Annotated in this window: 17 protein-coding genes; 6 read left to right on the top strand and 11 right to left on the bottom strand. The window is 74.3% G+C overall.

The window, feature by feature from the left end:
• The first annotated feature begins 196 nt into the window (after positions 1 to 196).
• Genes nth through JOE68_RS13665 form a run of 4 tightly spaced genes read left to right on the top strand, consistent with a single transcriptional unit; the run spans position 197 to position 3,423 of the window.
• Positions 197 to 967 (top strand): endonuclease III, encoded by a 771-nt coding sequence (nth, locus tag JOE68_RS13680; protein WP_204842727.1) that lies wholly within the window; start codon positions 197 to 199, stop codon positions 965 to 967.
• Entirely contained in the window at positions 964 to 1,557 is a 594-nt protein-coding gene (locus JOE68_RS13675) for a TlpA family protein disulfide reductase (protein WP_204842726.1), read from the top strand. Before nth ends, JOE68_RS13675 begins: the two co-directional genes overlap by 4 nt.
• Before the next feature lie 35 nt (positions 1,558 to 1,592).
• A complete protein-coding gene (locus tag JOE68_RS13670) occupies positions 1,593 to 2,216 on the top strand; it encodes an NUDIX hydrolase (protein WP_204846089.1) in 624 nt (207 codons plus the stop codon).
• A gap of 19 nt (positions 2,217 to 2,235) precedes the next feature.
• Positions 2,236 to 3,423, top strand: a complete 1,188-nt coding sequence (locus JOE68_RS13665; RefSeq protein ID WP_204842725.1) for a MarP family serine protease — start codon at positions 2,236 to 2,238, stop codon at positions 3,421 to 3,423.
• Between the two features lie 96 nt (positions 3,424 to 3,519).
• On the opposite strand, the gene JOE68_RS13660 is transcribed toward JOE68_RS13665, so the two are convergent.
• From JOE68_RS13660 to JOE68_RS13640, 5 genes are all read right to left on the bottom strand, one after another.
• Positions 3,520 to 3,831, bottom strand: a complete 312-nt coding sequence (locus JOE68_RS13660; protein ID WP_204842724.1) for a hypothetical protein — start codon at positions 3,829 to 3,831, stop codon at positions 3,520 to 3,522.
• 57 nt (positions 3,832 to 3,888) lie between these two features.
• Positions 3,889 to 4,755: an alpha/beta fold hydrolase gene (locus tag JOE68_RS13655; RefSeq protein ID WP_307819674.1), complete on the bottom strand. Its 867-nt coding sequence runs from the start codon at positions 4,753 to 4,755 to the stop codon at positions 3,889 to 3,891.
• Between the two features lie 68 nt (positions 4,756 to 4,823).
• A complete protein-coding gene (locus JOE68_RS13650) occupies positions 4,824 to 5,303 on the bottom strand; it encodes a phage holin family protein (protein ID WP_204842722.1) in 480 nt (159 codons plus the stop codon).
• Positions 5,304 to 5,531: 228 nt separating this feature from the next.
• A complete protein-coding gene (acs, locus tag JOE68_RS13645) occupies positions 5,532 to 7,517 on the bottom strand; it encodes an acetate--CoA ligase (protein ID WP_204842721.1) in 1,986 nt (661 codons plus the stop codon).
• A gap of 205 nt (positions 7,518 to 7,722) precedes the next feature.
• Complete coding sequence (locus JOE68_RS13640) at positions 7,723 to 8,292, bottom strand: GNAT family N-acetyltransferase (RefSeq protein ID WP_204842720.1); 570 nt, start codon at positions 8,290 to 8,292, stop codon at positions 7,723 to 7,725.
• A 93-nt stretch (positions 8,293 to 8,385) separates the two neighbouring features.
• Between JOE68_RS13640 and JOE68_RS13635 the strand changes: the two genes are divergently transcribed.
• A complete protein-coding gene (locus tag JOE68_RS13635) occupies positions 8,386 to 9,111 on the top strand; it encodes a Fic family protein (protein ID WP_307819673.1) in 726 nt (241 codons plus the stop codon).
• On the opposite strand, the gene kynU is transcribed toward JOE68_RS13635, so the two are convergent.
• A complete protein-coding gene (gene kynU, locus JOE68_RS13630) occupies positions 9,108 to 10,244 on the bottom strand; it encodes a kynureninase (RefSeq protein WP_204842719.1) in 1,137 nt (378 codons plus the stop codon). The two genes, JOE68_RS13635 and kynU, sit on opposite strands and share 4 nt — an antisense overlap.
• On the bottom strand, positions 10,241 to 11,056 hold the full coding sequence (locus JOE68_RS13625) for a tryptophan 2,3-dioxygenase (protein WP_204842718.1): 816 nt from the start codon (positions 11,054 to 11,056) through the stop codon (positions 10,241 to 10,243). The genes kynU and JOE68_RS13625 overlap by 4 nt, the downstream gene beginning before the upstream one ends.
• A gap of 106 nt (positions 11,057 to 11,162) precedes the next feature.
• Here JOE68_RS13625 and JOE68_RS13620 point away from each other — a divergent pair, with 106 nt between their 5' ends.
• Positions 11,163 to 11,612 (top strand): Lrp/AsnC family transcriptional regulator, encoded by a 450-nt coding sequence (locus JOE68_RS13620; RefSeq protein ID WP_204842717.1) that lies wholly within the window; start codon positions 11,163 to 11,165, stop codon positions 11,610 to 11,612.
• Here the strand turns inward: JOE68_RS13620 and JOE68_RS13615 are convergent.
• The 4 genes from JOE68_RS13615 to JOE68_RS13600 all read right to left on the bottom strand — a co-directional run bounded on the left by JOE68_RS13615 (position 11,581) and on the right by JOE68_RS13600 (position 17,068).
• A complete protein-coding gene (locus JOE68_RS13615) occupies positions 11,581 to 12,513 on the bottom strand; it encodes an N-acetylmuramic acid 6-phosphate etherase (RefSeq protein ID WP_204842716.1) in 933 nt (310 codons plus the stop codon). The genes JOE68_RS13620 and JOE68_RS13615 overlap by 32 nt on opposite strands.
• On the bottom strand, positions 12,510 to 13,424 hold the full coding sequence (locus tag JOE68_RS13610; protein ID WP_204842715.1) for a MurR/RpiR family transcriptional regulator: 915 nt from the start codon (positions 13,422 to 13,424) through the stop codon (positions 12,510 to 12,512). Before JOE68_RS13610 ends, JOE68_RS13615 begins: the two co-directional genes overlap by 4 nt.
• A 109-nt stretch (positions 13,425 to 13,533) precedes the next feature.
• Positions 13,534 to 15,708 carry a serine hydrolase domain-containing protein gene (locus tag JOE68_RS13605; RefSeq protein WP_307819672.1) on the bottom strand — a complete coding sequence of 725 codons (2,175 nt, stop codon included), beginning with the start codon at positions 15,706 to 15,708 and terminating at the stop codon, positions 13,534 to 13,536.
• Positions 15,709 to 15,718: 10 nt separating this feature from the next.
• Positions 15,719 to 17,068 (bottom strand): exo-beta-N-acetylmuramidase NamZ family protein, encoded by a 1,350-nt coding sequence (locus JOE68_RS13600; RefSeq protein WP_307819671.1) that lies wholly within the window; start codon positions 17,066 to 17,068, stop codon positions 15,719 to 15,721.
• Positions 17,069 to 17,072 lie beyond the last annotated feature (4 nt).

Here is a 17,072-nt window from a genome sequence, read left to right as displayed (position 1 = left end):
CTGACGCCCACTTAGGACGCCCCGCGAGGTCGCGTCGGTGTGTTGTGCCCGAGCCTCGTGACGATCACGCTTTTCGATCGTCGCGAGGCTCGCGCGCAACGCGCCGACTTTCGAGCGACCTCGCCGCCGTCTGCGGAGCAGCGGCCATGACACAGTCTGCGGAGCAGCGGCAATTAGACGCAGTAACGTAAGTGGCATGGCGGCTCGCAGCACGGTGAAAAAGCCGGAGACTCCGCTCGGCCTCACCCGGCGGGCGCGGCGGATGGTGCGGATCCTCCAGCTGGGGTACCCCGACGCGCACTGCGAACTGGACTTCGCGAACCCGCTGGAGCTGCTGGTCGCGGTCGTGCTGTCCGCGCAGACCACGGACGTCCGGGTCAACCAGGTCACGCCGGCGCTGTTCCGGCGCTACCGCAAGGCCGCCGACTACGCCTCCGCCGACCGCGCCGAGCTGGAGGAACTGATCCACTCCACCGGCTTCTACCGCAACAAGGCCGCTTCGCTGATCGGCCTGGGCGCGGCGCTGGTCGAGCGGTTCGGCGGCGAGGTGCCCGGTCGGCAGGCGGACCTGGTCACGCTGCCCGGTGTCGGGCGGAAGACGGCGAACGTGGTGCTCGGCGACGCGTTCGGCGTGCCCGGCATCACGGTGGACACCCACTTCGGCCGCCTGGTCCGCCGCTGGGGCTGGACCGCGGAGGAGGACCCGGTCAAGGTCGAGCACGCCGTCGGCAAGCTGGTCGAGCGCAAGGACTGGACGCTCCTGTCGCACCGCACGATCTTCCACGGCCGGCGCGTCTGCCACGCCCGCACACCGGCGTGCGGCGCGTGCCTGCTGGCGCCGCAGTGCCCGTCCTACGGCATCGGCCAGGTGGACCCGGCGAAGGCCGAGAAGCTGGTCAAGGGCGAGGAGGCGCCGCACCTGATCGCGCTGGCCGAGCGCGTGCGGGCGGGGGAGAGGCTGGCGTGAGCCGGGGAGCGCGCTGGGCGGTCGTCGTGCTGGTGCTGGCCGTCGCCGGGGCGGTGGCCCTCTGGCCGCGCACGCCGGACGCGGTGCAGGAGGGCGCGGTCGAGCGGGTGGGGCCGCCGCCGCAGGACCTGGGGCTGCTGCGCGAGCGGGCCGCGCTGCGGGCGTGCCCGCGCGGCGAGGGCGGTCCGCAGGTGCTGCGCGGGGTGTCCGCGACCTGCCTCGGCGACGGCGAGCAGGTCGACGTGGGCTCGCTGCCGCCCGGCCGCGCGGTGGTGAACTTCTGGGCGACCTGGTGCCTCCCCTGCCACGACGAGCTGCGCGTGCTCGACGAGTACGCCGCCCAGCCGGGCGCGGTCCCCGTGCTGACGGTGCTGGTGGGGAGCAAGGAGGGGGACGGGCTGGAGCTGCTGGCGAAGCTCGGCGTCCGCCTGCCCGCGGTGTTCAGCGAGCAGGACGCGGTGCGCCGGGCGGTGCGCACGCCGCCGCGGCTGCCGGTGACCTACGTGGTGGACGGGGGCGGGTCGCTGGTCGAGGTGACCGATCCCATCGTGCTGACCAGCGTCGACCAGGTGCGCGAGGTGGTCGGGTGACCGCCCTGGCGAGCCCGCAGGACGTCCCCGAGTGGATGGCCGGGCTGGTCAAGGCCGCCGCCGAGGTCGACGCCCGGGCGCTGACCAGGATCACGCCGCCGCCGGACGGCTCGGGCCGGCGGGCGGCCGTGCTGATGCTGTTCGGCGACGGCCCGGACGGGCCGGACGTGCTGCTGCTGCGGCGCTCGGACACCCTCGGGTCGCACCCGGGCCAGGTCGCGTTCCCCGGCGGGGCGGCCGACCCGACCGACGACGGGCCGGTGGACACGGCGCTGCGCGAGGCGTTCGAGGAGACCGGGGTGGTGCGCTCCGGCGTCCGCCCGGTGGCGGCGCTGCCCGAGCTGTACGTGCCGGTGTCCCGGTTCCTGGTCACGCCCGTGCTCGCGCACTGGGCCGCGCCGTCGCCGGTCGCGCCGGTCGACCCGGCCGAGACCGCCGCCGTGGCGAGGGTCCCGGTTTCGCACCTGGCCGATCCGGCGAACCGGTTCCGGGTGGCCCACTCGTCGGGTTACGTCGGGCCCGCGTTCTCCGCGCCTGGCATGTTGGTGTGGGGCTTCACCGCGGGCCTGCTCGACCGGATGCTCGCGCTGGGCGGTTGGGAGCGCCCGTGGGACACCACCGACGTGCGCGACCTTGAGCTAGCGTTGCGCGCTACGTGACGGCGGAGGGTTGGGCGGCGTGAACTGGGTTGACCTGCTGGTGCTGGCGCTGGCCGCCTTCGCCGCGGTCTCGGGCGCCCGGCAGGGCATGGTCGTCGCGCTGCCCGCGTTCGTGGGCGTGCTGGTCGGGCTGGTGCTGGGCACGCAGCTCGCGCCGCTGGTGGTCGCCCGGTTCGACAACGTCGTGACCAAGGTCGTGTTCGCGGTCGGGATCGTCGTCCTGCTGGTGGCGCTCGGCGAGACGCTGGGCGTGTACGTGGGGCGGATCATCAAGCCGCGGGTGAACTCCAGCCCGCTGCGCGGCGCGGACAACGCGCTGGGCGCGATCGTGCAGGGCGCGGTGGTGTTCGTGGTGGCGTGGATGATCGCGCTGCCGCTGACCGTGGTGGCGGGGCTGCCGTCGCTGGCGAAGGCGCTCAACCAGTCGGTGATCCTGTCGACGGTCGACGACACCATGCCGCAGGCCGCCCGGACGCTGTCGGAGGAGCTGCAGGACCTGTTCGACGTGTCGGGCTTCCCGGCGGCGGTCGACCCGTTCGACCGGACCCCGCTGAAGGAGGTCGGGCCGCCCGACCCGGCGCTGTCGGCGAGCCCGGTCGTGCAGGAGCTGCGGCCGTCGGTGCTGAAGGTGCGCGGGCGCGCGCCGTCGTGCTCGCGGGCGCTGGAGGGCACCGGGTTCGTCATCTCGCCGGAGCGGGTGATGACCAACGCGCACGTCGTCGCCGGCACCACCGAGGTGGCGGTCGAGGTCGGGCGCGGGCAGTTCGACGCGACGGTGGTGCACTACGACGCGCAGACCGACATCGCGATCCTGGCCGTGCCGGACCTGAGCGCGGCCCCGCTGGAGTTCCGGACCGACGAGATCGAGCAGGGCGAGGACGGGATCGTGCTCGGGTACCCGCTGGACGGCCCGTACACGGCGTCCGAGGCGCGCGTGCGCGAGCGCATCCCGATGCTGCGCGGGCCGGACATCTACGACGCGGCGACCGTCACGCGGGACGTTTACACCGTGCGGGCGAAGGTGCGCAGCGGCAACTCCGGCGGCCCGCTGGTCGACCCGCAGGGCCGGGTGATGGGCGTGGTGTTCGGCGCGGCCGTGGACGACCAGGAGACGGGTTTCGTGCTGACCGCGCAGGAGGTCGCCGACGAGGTGGCGAGCGCGCCGTCCCTGGTGCGGCGGACCTCCACCCAGACCTGCGCGTCCTGAGCACCGCGCCCGGTGGTCGACTGGGTGCCCGGTCCCGTGGGCGCGATCGGGTACCTCGACGCGGTGGCGGCGAACGAGACCGCCGAGGACTGCAAGTCACGGCTGCTGGACGTGCGCGCGGCACACCGTGCTCGACGTGGGGTGCGGGCCGGGGACGGACCTGTCGGGGCCGGCCGACGCGACCGCGGGCCGGTGGGTGGCCCGGCCGGCGGAGGAGGCCGGGTTCGACGTGGAGCTGCGGATCACCGCACCGGTGTTCCGGGACTTCGGGCCCGCCGACGACACCCTGGGGCTCGGGCGCAACGCCGAGCGGGCCGTGCGCGCCGGCCGGCCGGACGCCGGGGCGGCGGCCCGGTGGCCGGCCGACCTGCGGTCCGGGCTCTTCCTGGCGATCTCCACGCTGTTCACGGCCGTGCTGCGCCCCGCGGGCGGCCGAGCCGCGGCGCGGTCGGGTTCCGGCGCCGCTCAGCGCGCCGCCAGGAACCCCGTGATCAGCCGGGAGGAGGTGTGCGGCGCCTCCTGGTGCGGGAAGTGGCCCACCTCGGGCAGGCTGTGGAACCGGGCGCCCGGCCCGGTCCAGCGGCCGGAGTCGACCGCGGTGGACTCCAGCATCACCGGGTCCAGCGCGCCGTGCAGCTGCAGCACCGGCACGTCCAGCCGGCGGTCGACGGCCTCGGCGAAGCGGCGGCCGTCGCCGCGCAGCTGCGAGCGGACCGCCCAGCGGTAGTACTCCAGCGCCGAGTGCGCGACGCCCGGCACGAGCATCGCCTCCCGGTTGCGCCGCACGACCTCGTCGAACTCCGGCGCGACGGTCCACTTGGGACCGGACCACGCGGCGAGCAGCCGGCCCACCGCCGCGCCGCCGTCGGCGGTCAGCCGGCGCTCCGGGTACACCGGCAGCTGGAAGCGGAACAGGTGCCCGGCGGCGCGCCCCTGGCCGCGCGGGTGCCGCCGGACGGCCCGGCGCAGCGCCAGCGGGTGCGGCGCGGACACGGCGGTGACCGAGCGCACCAGCCGGGGGTGCATGGCCGCGACCGTCCACGCGAGCATCCCGCCCCACGCGTGCCCGACGACGTGCGCGCGGGACGCGCCGAGCGCCTTCACCAGGCCGGCGACATCACCCGCCAGCGTGAAGCCGTCGTAACCGCGCGGGGGTTTGTCCGAGTCGCCGTAGCCGCGCAGGTCGACCGCCACCGCCCGGTAGCCGGCCTCGGCCAGCGCGACGAGCTGGTGCCGCCAGGACCACCAGAACTCCGGGAACCCGTGCAGCAGCAGCACGAGCGGGCCGTCGCCCAGCTCGGCCACGTGCAGGCGGATGCCGTTGGCGGACACGTCCCGGTGCGCCCAGGGTCCGGCGACCCGGGCGGTGGACGGGTCCGGCGGCAACCGCGCGGTGCGGCTCAGGACCCGTCGCCGCGGTGGCGCAGCACCGCGACGGTGTCCCTGGCCGAGTCGATGGTCCGCCGGGGCGCGCGCAGCTTGCGCACCTTGCGGTAGCCCAGCAGCGCGAACCCGGCGGCGGCCACCAGCATCAGGCCGAACACGATCAGGAACGCGGCCCACCGCGGCAGCCACACGTCCAGCAGCTCGGCGCCGAAGAGGAAGAAGAAGAAGGAGCTGAACAGCAGCACGGTCAGTGCCACGATGAAGTAGACGCTGCCCTTGACGCCCTTGCGCACCTCGCCGGCGATCTCCGACTTGGCGAGTTCGACCTCGGCCCTGACCAGCGTGGACAGGTGGGCGGTCGCATCGCGCACCAGACCGCCGATGGACGTCTCCTCCGCGATCTTCGCCGCGCTCTCCGCGGTCAACGGGATGGACGGAACAGGTGGCAGCCCGCTGCCGTTGGTGTTCTCCCGAGCGGTGGTCACGCCGCTCATCGTGCCATGCACGCGCGCTCGGGGCCGTGCGACCGGCGGATCACGTGTCGCCTTCCGCCCACCCGCCGGCGCGCCGGTGCGCCCGACCACGCCGGACCGGCGGCGCCGCGGTGGGCGGCGAGGCCGCCGGCGGCGGTCCCGCGCCGGCCGGGCTCCCCGGCCCACCTCGTCGCGGCGGTCGTGCCCGCGGGTGCCGCCCGCAGCGCGGCGGCACCCGCGGCGCCGTGCTCAGTCCTCCGCGGAGCCCGACTTGAGGCCGTTGGAGATGAGGTCCATCACGGACGAGTCGGCCAGCGTGGTGACGTCGCCGACCTGCCGGTTCTCCGCCACGTCGCGCAGCAGGCGGCGCATGATCTTGCCCGAGCGGGTCTTGGGCAGCTCCGGCACGACCATGATCTGCCGCGGCTTCGCGATCGGGCCGATCTCCCGGGCCACGTGCTCGCGCAGCGCCTTGATCGCCTCCGCGCCGGACGCCTCGTCGGCCACCCCGCCGCGCAGGATGACGAACGCGACGATGCCCTGGCCGGTGGTCGGGTCGCTCGCGCCCACGACCGCCGCCTCCGCCACGGTCGGGTGCGAGACCAGCGCCGACTCCACCTCGGTGGTGGAGATCCGGTGGCCGGACACGTTCATCACGTCGTCCACCCGGCCGAGCAGCCAGATGTCGCCGTCGGCGTCGTACTTCGCGCCGTCGCCCGCGAAGTAGAAGCCCTGCTCGGCGAACCGGGACCAGTAGGTGTCGCGGTAGCGGGCCTCGTCGCCCCAGATGCCGCGCAGCATCGACGGCCACGGCTCGTCCAGCACCAGGTAGCCACCGCCGCCGTGCTCGACCTCGACGCCCTGGTCGTCGACCACCTTGGCGCCGATGCCGGGCAGCGGGCGCTGCGCCGAACCGGGCTTGGTGGCCGTCGCGCCGGGCAGCGGCGAGATCATGATCGCGCCGGTCTCGGTCTGCCACCAGGTGTCCACGATGGGCGTCCGGCCGCCGCCGACGTTCTCCCGGTACCAGATCCAGGCTTCCGGGTTGATCGGCTCGCCGACGCTGCCCAGCACGCGCAGCGACGACAGGTCGTACTTGGCGGGGATGTCCGCGCCCCACTTCATGAACGTGCGGATCAGCGTCGGCGCGGTGTAGTAGATCGACACGCCGTACTTCTGCACGATCTCCCAGTGCCGGCCCTCGTGCGGGGTATTCGGCGTGCCCTCGTAGACGACCTGCGTGACGCGGTTGGACAGCGGGCCGTACACGATGTAGCTGTGGCCGGTGACCCAGCCGATGTCGGCGGTGCACCAGTACACGTCGGTGTCCGGCTTGAGGTCGAACACGTTGTAGTGCGTGTACGACGCCTGGGTCAGGTAACCGCCGGACGTGTGCAGGATGCCCTTCGGGTTCCCCGTGGTGCCGGACGTGTAGAGGATGAACAGCGGGTGCTCGGAGTCGAACGCCTCCGGCGTGTGCCGGTCGGACTGCCGGTCGACCAGGTCGTGCCACCAGATGTCGCGGCCCTCGGTCCAGGCCACGTCGGTGTCGGTGCGCTTGACGACCAGCACGTGCTCGACGCTCGCGGCCTTGGCCACGGCCTCGTCCACGGCGGGCTTGAGCGGCGCGGGGTTGCCGCGCCGGTACTGGCCGTCGGTGGTGATCACCAGCTTGGCCTGCGAGTCCTCGATGCGGGTGCGCAGCGCCTCGGCGGAGAAGCCGCCGAACACGACGCTGTGCAGCGCGCCCAGCCGCGCGCACGCCAGCATCGCGAAGATCGCCTCGGGCACCATCGGCATGTAGATGGCGACCCGGTCCTCGGCCCCGACACCGAGTTCGACCAGCGCGTTCGCCGCCTTGGACACCTCGCGCTGGAGGTCGGCGTAGGTGATGGCGCGGCTGTCGCCGGGCTCGCCCTCCCAGTGGATGGCGACCTGGTCGCCGTGGCCGGACTCGACGTGCCGGTCGACGCAGTTGTAGGCGACGTTGAGCCGGCCGCCGACGAACCACCGGGCGAACGGGGCGTTCGACCAGTCCAGGACCTGCGTCCACCCGGTCTCCCACGCCAGCCGCTCGGCCTGCTTCGCCCAGAACGCCTCGCGGTCGGCACTCGCCTCCTCGTACAGCGCGGGCGTCGCGTTCGCCTGCGCGGCGAACTCCTCACCGGGCGGGAAGGTCCGGTTCTCGGTCAGCAGGTTGTCCAGGGCGGGTCCCTGGGCTTGCGGCTGGGTCATGGTGGGCGGACCTCCTGAAAATCCGTCGGGTGCGCACTGACGGTAGTGCGATCCGGTTCACTGCGCACCAAAAAGGTTCAGACCAATTTCGAGCACGCTCGAAACACGTGGGTAACTGTGTAACCCGCGCCGGCCCCCGCTGACCATGGCGATCCCGCTGGGTGACACCCCCTGACGCGACCGGAGGCCCTGTTCGTGACCAGTCTCACGCCCGCAGGGCCGCTTTGACGCCCGGCCACTCGTCGGCGGTCATCGAGTAGACGACCGTGTCGCGCAGCGACCCGTCCGGCCGGACCCGGTGCACCCGCAGGACGCCCTCGCGGGTCGCGCCGAGCCGTTCGATGGCGCGCTGCGACCGCGTGTTGCAGCCGTCGGTGTGCCAGCCGACGCGGTGCGCCCCCAGGTCCTCGAACGCCCGGGTGAGCAGCAGGAGCTTGGCGTCGCGGTTGAGCGCGGTGCGCTGCCAGCGCGTGCCGATCCAGGTGTAGCCGATGTAGAGGCCGCGGTTGCGCGGGTCGATCTCGTAGTAGGAGGTGGTGCCGGCGACCTCGCCGGTGCGCGGGTCGATCTGCGCCCAGGCGCGGCGGTCCGGGTCGGCGAGCACCTCCTCGACCATCGTGCGGGCCTCGTTGACGGTGGTGGGCTGCCGGACGCTGAGCCACGTCCAGACGTCCGGGTCCTTGCCCGCCTCCAGCAGGCCCTCGGCGTGGTCGAGGGTCAGCGGTTCGAGGCGCACGTGCTCGCCGATGAGGGTGGGGCGGTCGTACCAGCTCATGCCGGGGACGGTAGTGCTCGGCAGTGGCCATCCTGAATGGCCAATTCCGTGCTGATCGAGGAATCCACTTACCAGCGGGTAGTGTTCTCGGGCGTGACCGATCCGCTCGCCCCGCTGCTGGACCTGCCCGGTGTGGCCGACGCCGTCCAGTCCGCCCGCGACGCCGTGTTCGGGGTCCACCGGCACCGGGTCAACCTGCGCGGCTGGGCCACCACCGCCGCGGAGGCTTCGGTGCGGGCCGCGCGCGCGTCGGCGGCCCTGGACGGCGGCCCGAGCGGGATCCCCGAGGACGGGGCGGTGACCGACCCCGTGCTGGCGGGCGCGCTGCGGGTCGCCGAGTCGCTGGGCGCGGTGCTGCCCACCTGGCAGCGGGCGCCGCTGCAGGCGCTGGCCCGGCTGCACGTGCTGGCCGGCGCGGACCTGGGCGCGGAACCGGGCCGCCCGCGCCCGGCGCCGGGGATCTCCGAGCGGCTGGACCTGCTGGCCGGCCTGGTCACCGGCGGCACCGCCGTGCCCGGACCGCTGGTGGTCGCCGTGGTCCACGGCGAGCTGATGTCGCTGGCGCCGTTCCCGACCGCCAACGGCGTCGTCGCGCGGGCCGCCGCCCGGCTGACGTCCATCGCGACCGGCCTGGACCCCAAGTCGCTGGGCGTGCCCGAGGTGTGGTGCCTGCGCCGGCGCGACGACTACGCCGCCGCGCTGCACGGCTTCTCCACCGGGGAGCCGGCCGGGGTGGCCCGGTGGCTGCTGTTCTGCTGCCGGGCGCTGGAGGCGGGCGCCCGCGAGGCGCGCGGCATCGCGGACGCCGCCTCCGCCTAGAGCACCTGCCGGAGGGCGGCCGCGGCGCGCTCCGCGTCCCGGAAGGAGTTGTACAGCGGCGCGAAGCCGAACCGGAGCACGTCCGGCGGGCGGAAGTCGCCGATGACCTGCCGGTCGACCAGCCGCCGCATGATCCCCTCGGCGTCCGGGTGGCGCAGCGAGACCTGGTGGCCGCGCCACTCGTCGGCCGGGGTCAGCACCCCGACGCCGGGCAGGTCCTCGACCAGGGCGCGGAAGTGCGCGGTGAGGGCCAGGCCCTTGGCGCGCACGTCGGCCAGCTCGACCCGGTCCCAGACGTCCAGCGCCGCGTCCAGGGCCAGCATCGAGAGGATGTCCGGGGTGCCCACGCGGGCGCGCGAGACGCCGGGGCCGGGCACGTAGTCGGGTGCCATTGCGAACGGCGCCCGGTGCCCCGTCCACCCGGTCAGCGGCTGGTGGAACCCCGGCTGCGCCGCGGTCGGCACGTAGAGGAACGAGGGCGAGCCGGGGCCGCCGTTGAGGAACTTGTACGTGCAGCCGACGGCGAGGTCCACGCCCAGGGCGTCCAGCTCGATCGGCAGCACGCCCGCGCTGTGGCAGAGGTCCCAGACGACCTTCGCGCCCACCTCGTGCGCCCGCGCGGTCAGCTCCGCCATGTCCAGCAGGCGGCCGGTCAGGTAGTCGACGTGGTTGAGCAGCACGACCGCCGTCCGCTCGGACAGGCCCGGCTCGCGCGGGTCGGCCGGCCGCAGCTCCAGCCCGGTCAGCTCCGCCACCGAGCGGGCGAGGTAGCCGTCGGTGGGGAACGTGCCGGCGTCCACGACGATCTCCGCGCGGTCGGTGCCGCGGACCGCCGCCATCAGCGCCTTGAACACGTTCACGCTGGTCGAGTCGCCCACGACCACCTGGCCGGGCGCCGCGCCGATCAGCCGGCCGATGCGGTCGCCGACCCGTTCCGGCGCCTCCCACCAGCCCTCCGACCAGCCGCGGATCAGCCGTCTGCCCCACTGGTGGGTGATGACCTCCTGGACGCGCGCGGCCACGTTCTTCGGCGGTGCGCCCAACGAGTTGCCGTCCAGGTAGACGACGTCGTCGTCCAGGTCGAACAGGTCCCGGACGTGGGCGAGGGGGTCGGTGGTCGGGTCGGCGGTCACACGTGGCTCCGCGCGGTCCAGAGCTCCGGGAAGACCGAGCGCCGGGCGCGCTTCTCCAGCCAGGCCACGCCGGCGGAGCCGCCGGTGCCGACCTTCGAGCCCATCGAGCGCCGGGTCGCCAGCAGGTGGTCGTGCCGCCAGCGGGTGAACTCCTCGGCGACGTCGGTCAGCGCCTCGCCCAGCTCCAGCAGGTCGCGGGAGCCGTCGCGGTAGATGTCCACCCAGGCGCGCTCGACGTCGTCGTGCGGCTCGTAGGGCTCGCAGAGGTCGCGTTCGAGCACCTCGTCGGGGATCGGCAGCCCCTGGCGGCGCAGGGCGGCGAGCACGTCGTCGTACAGGCTCGGCTCGTGCAGCAGCGCTTCGAGGGCGTCGTGCTGCTCGGGCACCGAGCGGTGCGGGACCAGCATGGACCGGGACTTCTCGCCGAGCAGGAACTCCACCTCGCGGTAGCGGCCGGACTGGAAGCCCGAACCCTCGCCGAGGGCGTCGCGGAAGGAGTTGAACTCGGTCGGGGTCATCCGGGCGATCGGCCGCCACGCGGCGTTGAGCGCCTGCATGTGCAGGTCGCTGCGCTTGAGCGTGCGGACGGCGGCGCGCAGGTCGTCGGCGCGCAGCTCGCGCTGCGCCTGCCGCCACTCGAAGCAGAGCAGGCCGAAGTACAGCTCCATGACCTGGGTGATCACCAGGAACGACATCTCACGCGGGTCCTGGGACCACTGCCGCTGCAACGAGTGCAGCACCGAAGCGTGCACGTACTCCTCGTAAGGCGTCGTGCCGCCGAAGTCCAGCTTGGGTGCGACCGGGCATTCCATGACTTCATCATGAAGGTGCGTTCTCCTGATCTGAATGGGCGTCGCGTGCCGTTCTCCGAGGAAGTTCTCATGGTCAAAAACTGTTTCCCGGTATAGCTTTCGGTTCATGAGCACGGAGTTGGACCGCGTCGACTGGGCGCTGCTGGAGGCGTTGCAGGAGGACGCGCGGCTCTCGTACAACGAGCTGGCCCGACGCGTGCACGTGTCGCCGCCGACCGCGGCGCAGCGGGTGCGGAGGCTGGAGAACGCCGGGGTGATCACCGGGTACCGGGCGACCGTCGACCCGACGGCGGTGGGGCGGTCGGTCGTCGCCCTGGTGCGGATGAAGTGCTACGGGGCGCGGTGCATCACCGTGCACCCCGAGCTGCTCGACGACTGCCCCGAGGTCGTGGAGGTGGTGCGGCTGACCGGGGACATCTGCTCGGTCGTCAAGGTCGTGACCAGCTCGATCGTCGAGCTGGAGCGGTTGCTGGTGCGGCTGGGCGGGTACGGCGAGACGTCGTCCTCGATGGTGCTGTCGACGCCTATCCCGTGGCGCCCGGTGACAGCAGGGTGAGCGCCTGCCGGACGTGGCCCTGCGCGGCGTCCAGCGCCTCGGCGGCCCGCGCGGTCGGCACGTCGGCCAGCAGGTGCACCAGCGCCACCTTCAGGTCACCGCCCGCCGCGGCCAGGGCGGTGGTGCACTCGGCCTCGGCCAGGCCCGTGGCGTCGCGCAGGATGCGGACCGTCCGGCCGCGCAGCTTGGCGTTGGTGGCGCGCATGGAGACCATGAGGTTGGAGTAGGTGCGGCCCAGCCGCACCATCACGGCCGTCGAGAACGACGTGAGCACCAGCTTCTGGGACGTGCCCGCCTTCATCCGGGTGGAGCCGGCGATGGCCTCCGGGCCGGTGTCGACCGCGATCAGCACGTCCACGTCGACCGGGTGCGCCGTCGGGTTGTTCGACACCAGGACCGTGCTCGCGCCCAGCGCGCGGGCCTCCGCCAGCGCGGCGACCACGAACGGCGTGCGGCCCGAGGCAGTCAGACCGACCACGACGTCGCCCGCCACCGCGTGCCGGCGGATCTGCGCGGCGCCGCCCGCCGCCTCGTCCTCCACGTCCTCGACCGCCTTGACCAGCGCTTCCGGCCCGCCGGCGTGGTGGGCGAGGAACCAGTCCGGCGGCGCGTTGAACGTCGGCGCCAGCTCGGCGGCGTCCAGCGTGGCCAGCCGGCCGGACGTGCCCGCGCCCACGTAGTGCACCCGGTTGCCCGCGCGCAGGGCGCCCACCGCCAGGTCGGCCGCCCGCGCGAGGTCCGGGAGCACGGCCGCGACGGCGTCGGGCACCTGGTGGTCCTCGGAGTTGATCAGCCGCAGCACGTCCAGCGTGGACAGCCGGTCGATGTCCTCGGTGCGGGGGTTGCGGGCCTCCGTCGGCGACTCCACCCGGATCGCGACACCGTGCCGGGGCCGCGTCATTTACCGGTCTCCCGCCGGCGCCGGCCGTCGGGCCGGGCGCCGAGGCGGTGGCCCGACACCGCGTCGTAGGTGGCTTCGAGGGCGGTCTTGGCGCTGTCCACGTGCTTCTGCGCGACGCCGATGAACAGGCAGTCGATCACGGTCAGCTGCGCGATCCGGCTGGCCATCGCGCCGGAGCGGAACGTGGTCTCGCGCGCGGCGGTGGTGAGCACGTGGTCGGCGACCTCGCTGATCGGCGAGCGCGGGAAGTTCGTCAGCGCCACCGTGGTCGCGCCGTGGTCCTTGGCCACCCGCAGCGCCTCCACCGTCTCGGCGGTGGACCCGGTGTGCGAGATGGCCACCGCCACGTCGGCGCCGGTGAGCACGGCGGCCGAGGTGAGGGCGATGTGGGTGTCGTTCCAGGCGAAGCAGGTTCGCCCGATCCGGTGGAGCTTCTGCTGGAGGTCGAAGGCGACGAAGGCGCTCGCGCCGAACCCGTAGACGTCCACCCGCCGCGCGCCCGCGACCGCCTCGACCACCCGCTGGAGCGTGTCGACGTTCAGCTGCTCGGCCGTCTCCTCGACCGCGCGGGCGTCGGCGAACGCGACCTTGCCGACGACCTGGCGCAGGTCGTCGGCCAGGCCGATGTCGCCGCCCAGGTCGCGGTCGGTGCGGGCGGCCGTGCGGGCCGTGTCGGCCGCCAGCGCGATGCGCAGCTCCGGGTAGCCGCCGACGCCGATGGCCTTGCAGAACCGGGTCACCGTGGTCTCGCTGGTGCCGGCGGCCTCGGCGACCTCGGTGATGCTGCGGTGGGCGACCGTCGCCGGGCTGTCCAGCACGACCCGGGCGACCCGCTGCTCGGCGCGGGCGAGGCCCGGCAGCAGCGAGCGGATCCGGACGAGGGGGCTGGCGTCGGGGTTGTCGGTGGACACGTGGGAAACTTACTAACCGTTAAACGTAAAATCAACGCACAGTGTGGGGAAGTCGCCCGTCCGTGGACGAATCCCCTCCGGTGGCCTCACCGGTTCGGCCGAAAGCCGATCACCCGGTGACCGAACGCCACCCGACGGCGCGCAGGGCGGCCGGTTCGTGCTCCGCGTCGACCAGCACCCCGCGGGCATCCGTCACCCGGACGGCGTCGACGTACGCGCCGCGACCGCCGTGCCCGTCGCCCCGCACGAACAGCCAGCGGTACCGGGCCGCCGCCTCCGTCACCAGCTCCACGCGCTGCCAGCGGCGCCCCCCGTAACCCGACAGCGTCGTCAGGTCCCGCCAGGTGGAGCCGTCGTCGCCGGCCTGCACCACGACCCGGTCGGCCGGGTCGAGGTCCACGAAGGCGCTGAACTCCAGCCGCTGCCGCCCGGACCGCCCGCCCAGCTCGCGGGTGGTGAGCGTGCCGCCGCCCGCGGTCGCGGCCCAGGCCGCCGGGCCGCGCCGGGGCTGCACCCGCAGCGCGTGGGCCAGGCCGTCGGCGACGGCGCGGCGGGCGGGGTTGACCGAACCCCGGTCGCGGTCGGGGTGCACGCGGTTGGTGAGCAGGACGGCGATCGAGCGCGACAGCGGGTCGACGACCAGCGAGGTGCCCGTGAAACCGGTGTGGCCCGCGGTCCGCGGCGACGTCAGCGCGCCCATGTACCAGCGCTGGTCGAGCTCGAAGCCCAGGCCGTGCGCGTTGCCGGGGAACTCCTGGTTGAAGTCGGTCAGCATCAGCTCGACCGTCTCCGGCCGCAGGATCCGCCGGTGGCGGTGGCTGCCGCCGTTGAGGATGGCCTGGCCGAGCGTGGCGAGGTCGCGGGCGGTGGAGAACACCCCGGCGTGCCCGGCGACGCCGCCCAGCGACCAGGCGTTCTCGTCGTGCACCTCACCGTGGACCAGGCCGCGGGCGCCCTGGAACTCGGTGGCGGCGATCCGGCCGAGCACGGCCCTCGGCGGGTTGTAGCCGGTGTCGGTGAGGCCGAGCGGTTCGGTGATGCCCTCCCGGACCAGGACGTCCAGCGGTTTGCCGGTGACCCGGTGGACGAGCACGCCGAGGGTGATCAGGTTCAGGTCGGAGTAGCGGTAGGCGGAGCCCGGCGGGCTCTCGGGCGCGACGTCCAGCACGGCCTTGATCCGGGCCGGGACGTCCGGGTAGCGCGACCAGAGCGGCAGCCAGGGTTCGAGGCCGGAGGTGTGGGTCAGCAGCTGCTCGACGGTGATCGAGGACTTGCCGTTGACGCCGAACTCCGGCAGGTACCGGGCGACCGGCGCGGCTAGGTCGAGCGTGCCGCGCTCCTGCTCGCGCATGACGACGATCGAGGTGAACAGCTTGCTGATCGAGGCCAGGTCGAAGATCGTGTCGGGCCGCATCGGCGTCCGCCGGTCCGCCGGCAGCTCGGTGCCGGCGGCGTCGGCGTACCGCAGCGCCCACCCGGCGGCCTCGTGGGTGGTGACCACGCCGTCGTGGGCGAGCAGGGTCACCGCGCCGGCGAACAGCGGGCGGCCGGTCGCGTCGGGCGCGGTGTGGCGGCGCACCTGCTCCACCGCGGCGTCGATCGGCCCGCGGTCCAGCCCCACGTGCTCCGGCGCGCCCGGTCGCAGCACGTCGTCCGCCCACCCCCGGGCCGGGACGTCGAACCGCCCCGGCCGCCGGCGGTCCTGCGCGTCGCCCCCGGCCGGCTCCGGATCCGGGGCGTCCTCGGTCGACGTGCTCCCGGCAGCCGCGCTCCCGGCCGTCGTGCCCTCGGTTGTTGTGCCCTCGGTTGTTGTGTCCTCGGTTGTTGTGCCCTCGGTTGTTGTGCCCCCGGCAGCCGCGCTCCCGGCCGTTGCGCCCCCGGTTGTTGCGCCCCCGGCCGTCGTGCCTTCGGTCGACATGCCTTCGGTCGTCACGTCCTCAGCCACCGGTCCATCCTCTGCCGCACCCGCGGTCGTGGGGGCGGTCGCCTGCCCGGCGCCTCCCGGGTGGACGCTCGTCGGGCCGTCACCCACCCGACCCGCGCCATCCACACCGACAGCGCCCCCGACCCCGTGAGCAGCGCCCCCGACCCCGTGGGCGGTAGGACCGACCCCGGCGGTGGCCTCGATCGCGTCGGCCGCGGGACCGACCTCGTGGGTGGCGACCACGACCCCGCGGGCAGCGGCGTCGGCGGCCGGGCCGGCCCGCGGACCGGCCGCCGACGGCGCGGTGGTGGCCAGCGCGGTGGTGGTGGCCAGGGCCAGGGCGGTCAGCAGGGTGCGCACGGTCGCTCCTTCACCGGTACCGGAGGTAGGGGCGGCGGAGGCGGTCGAAGTCGGCCAGCTCCCGGCCCCAGGCGGCGACCACCTCGTCGGCCCCCGCGCCCGCGTCGACCATGCGGCGCAGCCGGTCGGAGCCGGAGAGCTTGTCGATCCAGAGGTCCGGCCGCCACCCGAACACCCGCGGGTACCGGGCCCGCGCCGTGACGATCATCGCCACCGCCGCCCGGATCGCGTCGAACTCGCCGGGACGGGTGACGTGCAGGGCGACCCCGCCGCACACCTGGCCGGTGAACTTCCCGAACGTCGGCGTGAAGTGCGCCTCCCGGAACCGCACGCCCGGCAGGCCCAGGCCGTTCAGGTCCTCGGCCCACCGCCAGTCGATGCCCGGCGCGCCCACCGTCTCGAACGGCCGGGTGGTGCCCCGCCCCTCGGAGAGCACCGTCCCCTCGAACAGGCAGGTGCCGGGGTAGACCAGCGCGGTGTCCCGCGTCGGCATGTTCGGGCTCGGCGGCACCCACGGCAGCCCGGTGTCCAGCTCGTCCCGCCGCCAGCCGCGCACCGGGACCACCCGCAGCGCGACCCGCCCCCCGTCGTGCGGCAGGAACTCGCCGTCGAACAGCGCCGCCAGCTCGCCGACCGTCAGGCCGTGCTGCTGCACGATCGGCTTGCGCCCCACGCCCGTGGCGTGCGCCGGGTCGAGCTGCGGCCCCTTCGCGCCGCCGCCGACCGGGTTCGGCCGGTCCAGCACCACGAACTCGGCGTCGGCCGCCGCGGCGGCCTGCATCGCCGTGTACATGGTCCAGATGTAGGTGTAGAAGCGCGCGCCCACGTCGGCGATGTCGAACACCACCGTGTCGACGCCCGCCTTGGCGAACATGCCCGCGAGCTTCGCGCTGCCCGCCCCGTACGCGTCGTACACCGGGACGCCCGTGCGCGGGTCCCGGTAGTCGCCCTCCGAGCCGCCCGCCTGGGCGGTGCCGCGGAACCCGTGCTCGGGCCCGAACGCGGCCCTCGGCACGCGACCGGCCGCCACCATCGAGTCCACGACGTGCGTCTGGTCCCGCAGGACGCCGGTCGGGTTGGTGACCACGCCGACCGCGCGGCCGTCGAGCAGCCGCCAGCCCCCCGCCGCCGCGACCTCCGCCCCCGTCGCGAGCCGCCGCCCGCCGTCCTCCGCGACCTCCTCTTCCGCGCCCGGTCCACCCGCGCCCCCGCCTTTCGCTCCCCCCTCGGCCGGGAGCCGCCCGCCGTCCCCCGCCGCACCCCCGCCCTCCGCCACGAGCCGCCCACCGGCCGGGGTCGTCAGGGCGGGCACGGCCAGCGCCGCGCCGACGAGCAGGTGCCTGCGCTTCACCGGCCCCACGCCG

The organism is Saccharothrix algeriensis (genome assembly GCF_016907655.1).
GTDB lineage: Bacteria > Actinomycetota > Actinomycetes > Mycobacteriales > Pseudonocardiaceae > Actinosynnema > Actinosynnema algeriense.
Note: the sequence above shows the minus strand (reverse complement) of the source record. Positions and strands in the feature narration are given on the sequence as shown.

Excerpts from the sequence above, each read along its gene's own strand:
- nth (WP_204842727.1), top strand. The coding sequence starts at position 197 with ATGGCGGCTCGCAGCACGGTGAAAAAGCCGGAGACTCCGCTCGGCCTC.
- JOE68_RS13670 (WP_204846089.1), top strand. The coding sequence starts at position 1,593 with ATGGCCGGGCTGGTCAAGGCCGCCGCCGAGGTCGACGCCCGGGCGCTG.
- JOE68_RS13650 (WP_204842722.1), bottom strand. The coding sequence starts at position 5,303 with ATGAGCGGCGTGACCACCGCTCGGGAGAACACCAACGGCAGCGGGCTG.
- acs (WP_204842721.1), bottom strand. The coding sequence starts at position 7,517 with ATGACCCAGCCGCAAGCCCAGGGACCCGCCCTGGACAACCTGCTGACC.
- JOE68_RS13640 (WP_204842720.1), bottom strand. The coding sequence starts at position 8,292 with ATGAGCTGGTACGACCGCCCCACCCTCATCGGCGAGCACGTGCGCCTC.
- JOE68_RS13625 (WP_204842718.1), bottom strand. The coding sequence starts at position 11,056 with ATGGAATGCCCGGTCGCACCCAAGCTGGACTTCGGCGGCACGACGCCT.
- JOE68_RS13620 (WP_204842717.1), top strand. The coding sequence starts at position 11,163 with ATGAGCACGGAGTTGGACCGCGTCGACTGGGCGCTGCTGGAGGCGTTG.
- JOE68_RS13615 (WP_204842716.1), bottom strand. The coding sequence starts at position 12,513 with ATGACGCGGCCCCGGCACGGTGTCGCGATCCGGGTGGAGTCGCCGACG.